We start from the raw sequence: 12,376 nt of genomic DNA, 5'->3' as shown, positions 1-12,376 counted from the left end.
AAGAAGGCGGGTCTATGACATCCTTAAGCACTCCTCATCAGGATAAGGCGACGTTTCTCGAACGCCTGATTTTCAACAACCGCCCAGCAGTGATCGCCATCTGCCTGCTGGTCAGTGTTTTCCTGTTCTGGCAGGCGACGCTGATCCGGCCGTCCACCAGTTTCGAAAAAATGATCCCGCTTGAGCATCCGTTCATTGAAAAAATGATGGAGCACCGCAACGATCTGGCGAACCTGGGCAACACGGTGCGGATTTCCGTGGAAGCCACCGACGGCGACATCTTTTCCAAGGAGTACATGGAGACCCTGCGTCAAATCAACGACGAGGTGTTCTACATTTCCGGCGTCGACCGTTCCGGCCTCAAGTCGCTGTGGAGCCCGAGCGTGCGCTGGACCGAGGTGACGGAGGAGGGCTTCGCCGGCGGTGAAGTGATTCCCCAGAGCTATAACGGCTCCCAGCAAAGTCTCGACCTGCTGCGCAACAACGTGCTCAAGTCCGGGCAAGTCGGGCGCCTGGTGGCCAACGATTTCAAGTCGAGCATCGTCGACATCCCGCTGCTGGAGTCCTACCCGGACCCGCAGGATCAGGGCAAGTTGCTGGCGCTGGACTACCGCAAGTTCTCTCACGAGCTCGAAGACAAGATCCGCAATAAGTTCGAAGCGCAGAACCCCAACGTGAAGATCCACATTGTCGGGTTCGCCAAGAAAGTCGGCGACCTGATCGATGGGCTGGTCATGGTGGTGATGTTCTTCGGCGTCGCCTTCGTCATTACCCTGATCCTGCTGTACTGGTTTACCAACTGCATGCGCAGCACCGTGGCGGTATTAAGCACCACGCTGGTGGCAGTGGTCTGGCAGTTGGGCCTGATGCACTTCTTCGGCTTCGGGCTTGACCCGTACTCGATGCTGGTGCCGTTTCTGATCTTCGCCATCGGGATTTCCCACGGCGTACAGAAAATCAACGGTATCGCCTTGCAGTCCAGCGAGGCGGAGAACGCGCTGACTGCGGCACGCCGTACATTCCGTCAGCTGTTTCTGCCGGGAATGATCGCGATCCTCGCGGATGCGGTGGGCTTTATCACGCTGTTGATCATCGATATTGGCGTGATTCGCGAACTGGCCATTGGCGCGTCCATCGGCGTGGCAGTGATCGTGTTCACTAACCTGATTCTGCTGCCGGTGGCGATTTCCTACGTCGGCATCAGCAAACGTGCCGTCGAACGCAGCAAGAAAGACGCGCACCGCGAGCATCCGTTCTGGCGTCTGCTGTCGAATTTCGCCAGCCCCAAAGTCGCACCGATTTCCATTGCCCTGGCGCTGATCGCTTTCGGTGGTGGTCTCTGGTACAGCCAGAACCTGAAAATCGGCGACCTCGACCAGGGCGCGCCGGAGCTGCGTCCGGACTCGCGTTACAACAAGGACAACAGCTTTATCATCAATAACTACTCCACCAGTTCCGATGTGTTGGTGGTGATGGTCAAGACCAAGTCCGAAGGTTGCTCGCGCTATGAAGCCATGGCGCCAATCGACGAGCTGATGTGGAAAATGCAGAACACCGAGGGCGTGCAGTCGGCGATCTCACTGGTGACCGTGTCCAAGCAGATGATCAAGGGCATGAACGAAGGCAACCTGAAATGGGAAACCCTGTCACGCAACCCTGATGTGCTGAACAACTCCATCGCCCGTGCCGATGGCCTGTACAACAATAATTGCTCCCTGGCGCCGGTGCTGGTGTTCCTCAACGACCACAAAGCCGAAACCCTGGACCGCGCGGTGCATGCGGTGCAGGACTTCGCCAAGGAGAACAACAAGGAAGGCCTGGAGTTTATCCTCGCCGCCGGTAATGCCGGGATCGAAGCGGCCACCAACGAGGTGATCAAGCGCTCCGAACTGACGATTCTGGTTCTGGTGTACATCTGTGTCGCGACCATGTGCATGATCACCTTCCGTTCCTGGGCGGCGACCTTGTGCATCGTGCTGCCGCTGGTACTGACCTCGGTCCTCGGCAACGCGTTGATGGCGTTCATGGGCATCGGCGTGAAAGTGGCGACTTTGCCGGTGGTCGCGCTCGGGGTGGGGATTGGCGTGGACTACGGGATCTACATCTACAGCCGACTGGAAAGCTTCCTGCGTGCCGGTCTTCCGCTGCAAGAGGCGTATTACCAGACGCTGAAGTCCACCGGTAAAGCCGTGCTGTTCACCGGCCTGTGCCTGGCGATCGGCGTGTGCACCTGGATCTTCTCGGCGATCAAGTTCCAGGCTGACATGGGCCTGATGCTGACCTTCATGCTGCTGTGGAACATGTTCGGCGCGTTGTGGCTACTGCCAGCGCTGGCGCGGTTCCTGATCAAACCGGAGAAACTGGCGGGGCAGAAGGGCAACTCGCTGTTCGCTCACTGATCCCGGGCAGGAACAGAAAAGCCGCAACCTTGGTTGCGGCTTTTTTTATTCGAAGATCAAAATATCGCAGCCTGATCATTCCCACGCGGAGCATGGGAACGATCAGGTACTGCGTTTTATGACAAATCGGTACCCAGCACCGCATTCAGCGCACTACGCGCATCATCCAACTGCACCAGCGTCGCATGCCGCGCGCCCAACGCATCACGATTCTCGATAGCAGTCAGGATCGCCTTGTGCCGTGGCAGCGCCAGTTCATGCAGATTCGGTCGTTGGTTGGAGTGCTTCAACGCTTCGGCAATCGCCACCGACAGCATGTTGCACAGGTTCGCCAGCAAGTCGTTGTGGGTTGCGTCGGCGATCCGGCTGTGAAAATCCAGATCCGGTTGCAGCAAGGCTTCCGGGGTCGGCGCCGCTTCCATGCGTTGGTAGGCTTCACCGATGGAAGCAATGTCGTCATCAGTGGCGAACTGTGCAGCCAACGCGGCGGCGGCTGGTTCGATGATGCTGCGCACGCTGGTCAACAGATCAAAGAATTCATTTTGTGGACTACTTTGCATCAGCCAGTGCAGCACATCCGGGTCGAGCATGTGCCATTCCTTGCGCTGCTTGACCACCGTGCCGACCCGCGGACGGGAATACACCAGGCCCTTGGCGACCAATACGCGAGTGGCTTCGCGCAGCACCGGCCGGCTGACTGCGTACTCCTCGCACAACAGGGCTTCGGCGGGGAGTTTGTCGTCCGGTTTGAACCGTCCCGAGACGATCTGCATGCCCAGTTCCTGGACGATGCGCGAATGCATGCTTTTGCGGTCGGAGGGTTTGCGGTAATCCATGGGGAACGGCGCGATCCTGAACGATGGGGTGCCGCGCATGATAGCAGGCACGGCGCAATCTTGAGGCAGGGATAAGACACTGTAGGAGCTGGCTTGCCAGCGAAGATGGCGGCACAGCCAACATTGATGTCGACTGACTATCCGCTTTCGCTGGCAAGCCAGCTCCTACAGGGAGGTGATGATGTCAGTGAGAGTGACGCGGCACCTCGGCCCCTCGGCACCCAACCAGGAAGTCAAAGTCGCAACCCTGATCCGCCTGCAGCACATGGTCGATGTACAGCTGGCGATAACCGCCCACGATCAACTGCTGTGGCGGTTGCAGATCCGCCATGCGCGCCGCCAGCTCCGCATCCGGAATGTCCAGGTGCAACCGCCCGTTGGCGCAATCGAGCTCGATCCAGTCGCCTTCCTTCACCGCCGCCAAAGGCCCGCCGGCTGCGGCTTCCGGTGCCACATGCAGAACAACAGTGCCATACGCAGTGCCGCTCATGCGGGCGTCGGAAATCCGCACCATGTCGGTTACGCCCTGGGCCAGCAGCTTGGCCGGCAACCCCATGTTGCCGACTTCGGCCATGCCCGGATAACCCTTCGGTCCGCAGTTTTTCATCACCAGAATCGAGTCGGCATCCACGTCCAGTTCCGGATCGTTGATCCGCGCCTTGTACATGTCGAAGTTTTCGAACACCACCGCACGGCCACGGTGTTGCATCAGCCCGGCACTCGCGGCTGAGGGTTTGAGCACCGCACCGAGTGGCGCCAGATTGCCGCGCAACACGCAGATGCCGCCGTCGGCGCGGATCGGGTTGTCGAGGGTGCGGATCACTTCGTCCTGGCCGTAGATTGGTGCGTCCTTGGTGTTCTCGCCGATGGTTTTGCCATTGACGGTGAGGGCATTCGGGTTCGGAATCAGGTTGGCTTCGCCGAGGCGACGCAGCACCGCGGGCAAACCGCCGGCGTAGTAGAACTCTTCCATCAGAAAGCGCCCGGAGGGTTGCAGGTCGACGATAGTCGGCATGCCGCGACCGATGCGGGTCCAGTCATCCAGGTCCAGCTCGACACCGATGCGCCCGGCGATGGCTTTCAAGTGGATCACCGCGTTGGTCGAACCGCCGATAGCAGCGTTCACACGGATGGCGTTTTCGAAGGCTTCCTTGGTGAGGATTTTCGACAGTTTCAAATCTTCGCGCACCATCTCTACCGCGCGCATGCCGGACATGTGCGCCAACACATAACGGCGCGCATCGACCGCCGGAATCGCCGCGTTGTGGGGCAGGGAAGTGCCGAGCGCTTCGGCCATGCAGGCCATGGTCGAGGCCGTGCCCATGGTGTTGCAGGTACCGGCCGAGCGTGACATGCCGCCCTCGGCCGCGAGGAAATCATCGATGGTGATGGTGCCCGCCTTGACCTGTTCGCTGAGCTGCCAGACCACTGTGCCCGAGCCGATGTCCTGGCCCTTGTGTTTACCGTTAAGCATCGGCCCGCCGGTGACGACAATCGCCGGCACGTCGCAACTGGCGGCGCCCATCAGCAGCGCCGGGGTGGTTTTGTCGCAACCGGTGAGCAGCACCACGCCATCGATCGGGTTACCGCGAATCGCTTCCTCGACGTCCATGCTCGCCAGGTTGCGGGTGAGCATGGCGGTGGGGCGCAGGTTCGATTCGCCGTTGGAGAACACCGGGAATTCCACCGGAAAGCCGCCGGCTTCGATCACCCCACGCTTGACGTGCTCGGCAATCTGCCGGAAATGCGCGTTGCACGGGGTCAGTTCCGACCAGGTATTGCAGATGCCGATGATCGGCTTGCCGTGGAACTGATGGTCGGCGATGCCCTGATTCTTCATCCAGCTGCGGTACATGAAGCCGTTCTTGTCGGCGGTGCCAAACCATTGGGCGGAGCGCAGGGTGGGTTTCTTATCAGACATGATCGATTCTCTTATTGTATGACTATATTGTTCGGACTACGGCGTAACATAAGCGCAATTTCGGCTGTTTGGAAGTGTTGTTGGTTAAATAGTATTACTATATAGTCGTTTTCAACGGAGGGATGGCCCTGGCGGTTTTCTGCGAGAGGCGTCCCCCGAGGTTCTATAACAACAACAATCGGAGACCGAACTCATGAGCCAGGAACTGCGGCTTATTCGCCGCATCACGCTGAAACTGATTCCCTTCCTGATCCTGCTGTACCTGATCGCCTATGTGGATCGCTCCGCGGTAGGTTTCGCCAAGCTGCACATGGGCGCTGACATCGGTCTGGGCGACGCGGCTTACGGCCTGGGTGCCGGGCTGTTCTTCATTGGCTATTTCCTGCTGGAAATCCCCAGCAACCTGATGCTCGACCGCTTCGGCGCCCGGCGCTGGTTCGCGCGGATCATGGTCACCTGGGGCGCCATCACCATCGGCATGGCGTTCGTCCAGGGACCGAACAGCTTCTATGTAATGCGCTTTCTGCTCGGTGCGGCCGAAGCCGGGTTCTTCCCGGGCGTTCTGTACTACATCACCCAATGGTTCCCGATCCGCCATCGCGGCAAGATCCTCGGGTTGTTCATCCTTTCCCAACCCATCGCGATGATGATCACCGGCCCGGTGTCCGGCGGTTTGCTCGGCATGGACGGGATTCTTGGGCTGCACGGCTGGCAGTGGCTGTTCATCGTCATCGGTACACCCGCGATCCTGCTGACCTGGTCGGTACTGCGTTACTTGCCGGATGGTCCGCAACAAGTGAAGTGGATGGACCAGTCTGAGAAAGACTGGCTAACCGGCGAGCTGAAAAAGGACCTGGAACAATACGGCCAGACTCGCCACGGCAATCCGCTGCATGCACTGAAGGACAAACGCGTGTTGCTGCTGGCGCTGTTCTATCTACCGGTGACCCTGAGCATCTACGGTCTTGGTTTGTGGTTGCCGACGTTGATCAAGCAGTTCGGTGGTACTGATCTGGTGACCGGTTTCGTGTCATCGGTGCCGTACATCTTCGGGATCATCGGTTTGCTGATTATTCCGCGCAGTTCCGATCGCTTGAATGATCGCTACGGTCATTTGGCGGTGCTGTATGTGTTGGGCGCCATCGGTCTGTTCCTCAGCGCCTGGCTGACGGTGCCGGTGCTGCAATTGGCGGCGCTGTGCCTGGTGGCGTTCGCGCTGTTTTCCTGCACTGCGGTGTTCTGGACCTTGCCGGGTCGCTTCTTCGCCGGCGCCAGTGCCGCGGCGGGGATCGCGTTGATCAACTCGGTGGGCAACCTCGGTGGCTACATCGGTCCGTTCGTGATCGGTGCGCTGAAGGAATACACCGGCAATCTGGCGTCGGGGTTGTACTTCTTGTCTTGCGTGATGGTGTTCGGCCTGGTGCTGACGGGTGTGGTTTATCGGCTGCTGGAGCGTAAGCATGTGCTGCCGGCCGATGAGTTTGCGGCCAGTGCGCGTGGGGCTACCCGTATCTGAGGTCAACACAATTCAAATGTGGGAGCGGGCGTGCTCGCGAAGGCGTCGTGTCAGTCACCAGTGATGTTGAATGTGATGGCCTCTTCGCGAGCAAGCCCGGTCCCACATTGGTCCTGCGTTGTTTTGAAGTTTTGCGTTAACAGGAGAAAATCATGCGTTTAGTTCAGTTCGAATTGAGTAACGGCGAACGCCGCGTCGGCGTGGTCGAGGACGGCCTGGTGCGCGAAGTGCAGGATGCGCGCTCGGTGCGGGATCTGGCGCTGGCGGCGATCGAGGCGGGCGTCAATCTTGAGCAACAGGTTCAAACCCTGGGGTTGGGCATCAGCCACGACTATTCAGCGCTGCTGGCCAATCTGCAAATCCTCCCACCGCTGGATCACCCGGACCCCGCGCACATGCTGGTCAGCGGCACCGGCTTGACCCATCTGGGCAGCGCTTCGGCCCGGGACAAAATGCATCAGCAGGTCGGCGACGAAACCGCCATGACCGACACCATGCGCATCTTCAAGTGGGGCGTGGAGGGCGGTAAACCCGCGAGCGGCCAAGCCGGCGTGCAACCGGAGTGGTTCTACAAGGGCGACGGCAGCATCGTTGTGCGACCGGGCCAACCGTTCCCGCTGCCGCCGTTCGCCGAAGATGCCGGGGAGGAACCCGAACTCAGCGGTCTCTATGTAATCGGCCACGACGGCAAACCGTATCGCCTCGGTTTCGCGGTGGGCAACGAGTTCTCCGATCATGTGATGGAGCGCAAGAATTACCTTTATCTGGCCCATTCGAAATTGCGCAGTTGCAGTTATGGCCCGGAGCTTCGGGTCGGCGAATTGCCCCAGCATCTGGCAGGCACCAGCCGCATCCTGCGCGATGGTGAAGTGCTGTGGCAGAACGAATTCCTCAGTGGCGAAGCGAACATGTGCCACAGCCTGGAAAACCTCGAGTACCACCATTTCAAGTACAGCCAGTTCCTGAGCCCCGGAGACGTGCATATTCACTTCTTCGGCACCGCGACCCTGTCTTTCGCTGACGGCATCCGCACCCAACCGGGTGATGTGTTCGAGATCAGCCAGGCCGAGTTCGGCGCGCCCTTGATCAACGGCATTGCACCGGTTGAAGCGGCGTTTGAACCCGGCACCGTCGGCACACTTTAAGGAGACACCCATGACCCGGATTCTTGGTCACAATTACATTGGCGGTCAGCGCAGCGCTGCTGGCACCGTCAAACTCCAGAGCGTCGATGCCAGCACGGGCGAGGCTTTGCCCCACGATTTCTATCAGGCCACCCCTGAAGAAGTCGACGCCGCCGCGAAGGCTGCCGCCGTTGCTTACCCGGCCTATCGCAGCCTGAGCGCTGAACGACGCGCGCAATTCCTAGATGCGATTGCCGATGAACTGGATGCCCTGGGCGATGACTTTGTTGCCGTGGTCTGCCGCGAAACCGCGTTGCCGGCCGGCCGTATTCAAGGTGAGCGTGGGCGCACCAGCGGCCAGATGCGTTTGTTCGCCAAGGTGCTGCGGCGCGGTGATTTCTATGGGGCGCGGATTGATCGGGCATTGCCTGAGCGCAAGCCATTGCCGCGTCCGGACCTGCGTCAGTACCGCATCGGCCTCGGGCCGGTCGCGGTGTTTGGCGCGAGTAACTTTCCATTGGCGTTTTCCACGGCAGGCGGCGACACCGCTTCGGCATTGGCCGCCGGTTGCCCGGTGGTGTTCAAGGCCCACAGTGGCCACATGGCAACCGCCGAGTGGGTGGCCGACGCCGTGATCCGCGCCGCGGAGAAAACCGCCATGCCCGCCGGTGTGTTCAACATGATCTATGGTGGCGGGGTGGGTGAAGCGCTGGTCAAGCACCTGGCGATTCAGGCGGTCGGTTTTACCGGCTCACTGAAGGGTGGTCGTGCGCTGTGCGACATGGCCGCGGCACGTGCGCAGCCGATTCCGGTGTTTGCCGAGATGTCGAGCATCAACCCGGTGATCGTGCTGCCTCAAGCGCTGCAAGTTCGTGCTGAAAGCATCGCCCGTGACCTCACGGCTTCGGTGGTCCAGGGTTGTGGGCAGTTCTGTACCAATCCGGGGTTGGTGATCGGCATTCGTTCGCCGCAGTTCAGTGGATTCATGCAGCAAGTGGCCGGATTGATCGGTGATCAGCCGGCACAGACCATGCTTAACTCCGGCACCTTGAACAGCTATGGCAAAGGCCTGCAAAAACTCCTCGCACATTCGCAGATCGAGCATCTGGCGGGCAGTCCACAGCAAGGCAATCAGGCACAGCCGCAACTGTTCAAGGCCGATGTCAACCTGTTGATCGATGGCGATGAAGTGCTGCAAGAAGAAGTATTCGGTCCGACCACGGTATTTGTCGAAGTAGCGGATCAGGCGCAACTCAGTGCCGCGTTGAATGGTCTGCACGGACAACTGACAGCAACCATTATCGGTGAACCGGCGGACTTCGAGCACTTTGGAGAGCTGACGGCATTGCTGGAGCAGAAGGTCGGACGGATCCTGCTCAACGGCTATCCAACCGGCGTGGAAGTCTGCGACGCGATGGTCCATGGCGGGCCATATCCCGCGACTTCCGATGCGCGCGGCACATCGGTGGGCACCCTGGCCATCGACCGTTTCCTGCGCCCGGTGTGCTTCCAGAACTACCCCGACAGCCTGCTGCCGGAAGCGCTGAAGAATGGCAATCCGTTGCGCATCCAGCGCCTGGTCGATGGCAAGCCATCGCGCGAGGCTCTCTAGCAGCCCACAACTGATTGGCTCGGTCCGCTGAAACTGATCGTTCCCACGCTCCGCGTGGGAATGCAGCCCGTGACGCTCCGCGTCGCATCAACAGCCGAACGCAGAGCGTCCGTTGAGGCATTCCTTTGCTGCGCGTGGGAACGATCATTGCGGTGTGATGAGCTATCATTGCGTTTTTCCCATTCAAAGATTGACTGCCATGACTGCCGTAACCAACACTTTGATCGAAGCCCTCGAACACTGCGACATGCTGGAGATCGACGGGCTGCACGCTTTCGATTTCTCCCTCGATGAAGACGATAACCTGCACATCGAATGCATGGACGGTCGGGCGCTCAAGCGCTGGGAGTTCAGCGTGGCGCAAATCGCGGCGGCGACTTTCGATCCTGACTTGAAGAGCTGGATCATAATCGGTGATTCCGGCGAGCACCGGTTGGTGCCGATGGAAGCCTTCGGCGGTGGTGACGACGAGGACGAAACGAATGAGGATGCGTAACTTCTGGCCGCTGTTGATGGCCGGAAGCGTCGGCGCAATGGGCGTGCAAGCGGCCCCGGCCGACAGTTACCAGTTGCTGGTGGGCTCGTACACCGCCGGCCAGAGCGAGGGGATTTATCGTCTGAACTTCGATAGCCGCACCGGGCAGATCGACGCCAACCCCCTGCAAGTGGTGAAGAGCGCCAACCCGTCCTGGCTGGCGGTGTCCAAAGATCAACAGCGCCTGTTCGCGGTCAACGAAAACGGCCCCGGTCAGGCCGATCCGGTAGGTCGTGTGAGCAGTTATGCGATCGACCCCAAGACCCATGAGTTGAGCCTGATCAGTCAGGTGCAAACCCTGGGCAACGAACCGACGCACTCGAGCGTCAGCGGTGATGCCAGTCACGTGTTTGTCAGCAACTACTCGGTGGCTGAAGACCCGGGCGGCACTCTGGCGGTGTTACCAATGGGCAGCGATGGCGCGCTCAAACCGGTCGTGCAGATGAGCAGTCATCCGTCCAGCCGGGTCAATCCCGAGCGGCAGAAGTCGGCGCATGTGCATTCGGTGATTTCATCGCCGGATGGCCAATACGTGTTTTCCAACGACTTGGGGGCGGACAAGATTTTTGTCTATCGCTTCGATCCCAAGGCCAATCCGGAGCGGCCGTTGACCGCCGCCAAACCGGCGTCCGTCCAGTTACCACCCGGCAGCGGGCCGCGACACTTGTTGTTCAGCGCCGATGGTAAACATGCCTGGCTGACCCTGGAAATGAGCGCGCAAGTCGCGGTGTTCGATTACCGGGACGGCAAGCTTGAGCAAACGCAATTGGTCGATCTGGCGGCGGGTCTGCCTACCTCGGGCAAGGCCGCGGCTGCGCTTCACGCCTCGGCCGATGGCAAATTCCTTTACGTCAGCAACCGTGGCACCACCAATCAGTTGCTGGTGTTCGCCATCGACCCGGCGACCGGGCACTTGAAAGAGCTTCAGCGCCGCTCGGTGGACGGTGATCACCCGCGCGAGTTCAGCCTCGACCCAAGTGGCAAGTTCGTGCTGATTGCCAATCAGAAAAGCCATCAGATTGTGGTCGTCGAGCGCGATGCCAAGACCGGTCTGTTGGGTAAAACCGTGCAGAAACTGCCGATGGATGCCCCCAGCGACCTCAAGTTTCTGGTGCGTCAATAGACCGCAGGCCCCAGATGATGGGGCCTGCAACCTTCTATTAATGAGACTGATATCGGCTAATGCTACAAAGCATTTCAAGGCGCCGACCCTCGGGAGTTAAGTTTGCTTCACGGTCCAACCGGGCAAAGCAAGCCAACTGAACACGAGGAATACCGCCATGAACTTCAATCTCTTCTCTGTCATCGCTGCTTCCGCTATCTCTGCCACTGTTGCATTGCCCGCCAATGCCAACGTTGAAATCAGCGAGAAAAAATCCCACGCCCAGAGCTACACCCAGAAATACCTGCAACAGAGCGCCAACTTCTACGCCGCTCTGGATCACAAAGCTCAACACTGAAATGTAAGCCCTGCACCTTTTATGCAGGAGCGAAGTCACTTGCCGATCGAGCTGTAAGCATCGAAAAGCGCTGAAGTGATGTCGCTCCTGCATAACGCGTTTACGACAGCATCATATTGCTATCAATGTATTGCTTGATATCACATGGCCATGAGTTTAGATTTGACGCTGATTTTTTGACTCCTTCCTCAATAAGGATCGACAGCAATGGCGATGCGTCTGGCAGTGGTTCTCCTGTTTCTCTATTCCACCCCGATTCTGTCGGCCGCCGAGCCCATTCCCAGCGAGCCGGAGGCGGCCCGCGAGCGCTTGATGAGCTTTGTCGAGGACTGAAACACGCTGGGTTAATGATCAATAAAACTGATAGCTACTATGCATAAAGGTCGCTAGTTATCTTCTGTTTTTTGATCGATTCTGTGGGCACTGAAACATGCCCACGGAGAACACCATGGCCAGCGCAATCATTACTTCTGCCAAACACGGCGCCTACCTGGCTATCGGTCTTTACGTGGCCATGGTGTTGGTCGTCAGCCTATCGGCTCAATCGCAACACAGCATTCAAGCACCGATCCAGGTCGCTTATCCCGCCATTCAATTCGAACACCGCGCTCAGAACTCAGTGGTCGATCACGTCGACGTGGCGGGAGTGGTCGGCGCATGAACGGAAGCAAACTCTGGGTCATCGCCTTCCTGGCATTCATGACCAATGGCACTTCCTTGTTGGGGATCGGGCAGGGTTCGGCGGGGTCGGTGGCGCGGGCCATCGAATGCAACCACAACATCGCCCACAACATTCAGACGGCCAAGGCCCTGGAGCTGCTGGTGGGTAATCCGCCGATCAAATCCAATGGCGAATTCTTCGGGCCGTTCCAGGTGGATTGCTCGGCGTTGGGGATGTGCTCGGTATTGGCATGAATCCCCAATCCCCCCTGTAGGAGCGAGGCTTGCCCGCGAAGAACGATGACGCGGTTTA

General features: G+C 59.3%; 12 protein-coding genes. 10 read left to right on the top strand and 2 right to left on the bottom strand.

The features are described 5' to 3' along the window. The first annotated feature begins 14 nt into the window (after positions 1-14). Positions 15-2,399: an RND family transporter gene (locus CKW20_RS16095; RefSeq protein ID WP_095053806.1), complete on the top strand. Its 2,385-nt coding sequence runs from the start codon at positions 15-17 to the stop codon at positions 2,397-2,399. A 116-nt stretch (positions 2,400-2,515) separates the two neighbouring features. Here CKW20_RS16095 and CKW20_RS16090 read toward each other — a convergent pair whose 3' ends face one another. Further along, positions 2,516-3,235 (bottom strand): FadR/GntR family transcriptional regulator, encoded by a 720-nt coding sequence (locus CKW20_RS16090; protein WP_176466910.1) that lies wholly within the window; start codon positions 3,233-3,235, stop codon positions 2,516-2,518. Positions 3,236-3,419: 184 nt separating this feature from the next. After that, a complete protein-coding gene (locus CKW20_RS16085) occupies positions 3,420-5,156 on the bottom strand; it encodes an IlvD/Edd family dehydratase (protein WP_095053804.1) in 1,737 nt (578 codons plus the stop codon). A 193-nt stretch (positions 5,157-5,349) separates the two neighbouring features. Between CKW20_RS16085 and CKW20_RS16080 the strand changes: the two genes are divergently transcribed. From CKW20_RS16080 to CKW20_RS16045, 9 genes are all read left to right on the top strand, one after another. Further along, positions 5,350-6,672, top strand: coding sequence for an MFS transporter (locus CKW20_RS16080; protein WP_095053803.1), 1,323 nt, complete (start codon positions 5,350-5,352; stop codon positions 6,670-6,672). Positions 6,673-6,824: 152 nt separating this feature from the next. Continuing rightward, positions 6,825-7,817, top strand: coding sequence for an AraD1 family protein (gene araD1 / locus CKW20_RS16075; protein WP_095053802.1), 993 nt, complete (start codon positions 6,825-6,827; stop codon positions 7,815-7,817). 10 nt (positions 7,818-7,827) lie between these two features. Continuing rightward, the gene (locus CKW20_RS16070) at positions 7,828-9,408 is read left to right on the top strand and encodes an aldehyde dehydrogenase (NADP(+)) (RefSeq protein WP_095053801.1); all 1,581 of its coding nucleotides are present in this window, start codon (positions 7,828-7,830) and stop codon (positions 9,406-9,408) included. Positions 9,409-9,607: 199 nt separating this feature from the next. Then, a complete protein-coding gene (locus tag CKW20_RS16065) occupies positions 9,608-9,904 on the top strand; it encodes a DUF5629 family protein (protein WP_095053800.1) in 297 nt (98 codons plus the stop codon). Continuing rightward, the gene (locus CKW20_RS16060; protein WP_176466909.1) at positions 9,897-11,066 is read left to right on the top strand and encodes a lactonase family protein; all 1,170 of its coding nucleotides are present in this window, start codon (positions 9,897-9,899) and stop codon (positions 11,064-11,066) included. Before CKW20_RS16065 ends, CKW20_RS16060 begins: the two co-directional genes overlap by 8 nt. Positions 11,067-11,223: 157 nt before the next feature. Then, complete coding sequence (locus tag CKW20_RS16055; protein ID WP_095053798.1) at positions 11,224-11,403, top strand: hypothetical protein; 180 nt, start codon at positions 11,224-11,226, stop codon at positions 11,401-11,403. 207 nt (positions 11,404-11,610) lie between these two features. Further along, positions 11,611-11,736, top strand: coding sequence for a hypothetical protein (locus tag CKW20_RS29895; RefSeq protein WP_256585056.1), 126 nt, complete (start codon positions 11,611-11,613; stop codon positions 11,734-11,736). A gap of 115 nt (positions 11,737-11,851) precedes the next feature. After that, positions 11,852-12,064: a hypothetical protein gene (locus CKW20_RS16050; protein ID WP_095053797.1), complete on the top strand. Its 213-nt coding sequence runs from the start codon at positions 11,852-11,854 to the stop codon at positions 12,062-12,064. Then, a complete protein-coding gene (locus tag CKW20_RS16045; protein ID WP_095053796.1) occupies positions 12,061-12,318 on the top strand; it encodes a hypothetical protein in 258 nt (85 codons plus the stop codon). Before CKW20_RS16050 ends, CKW20_RS16045 begins: the two co-directional genes overlap by 4 nt. Positions 12,319-12,376 lie beyond the last annotated feature (58 nt).

Origin of the sequence: Pseudomonas sp. Irchel s3b2 (assembly GCF_900187445.1) — a bacterium.
Taxonomy (GTDB): Bacteria; Pseudomonadota; Gammaproteobacteria; order Pseudomonadales; family Pseudomonadaceae; genus Aquipseudomonas.
Note: the sequence above shows the minus strand (reverse complement) of the source record. Positions and strands in the feature narration are given on the sequence as shown.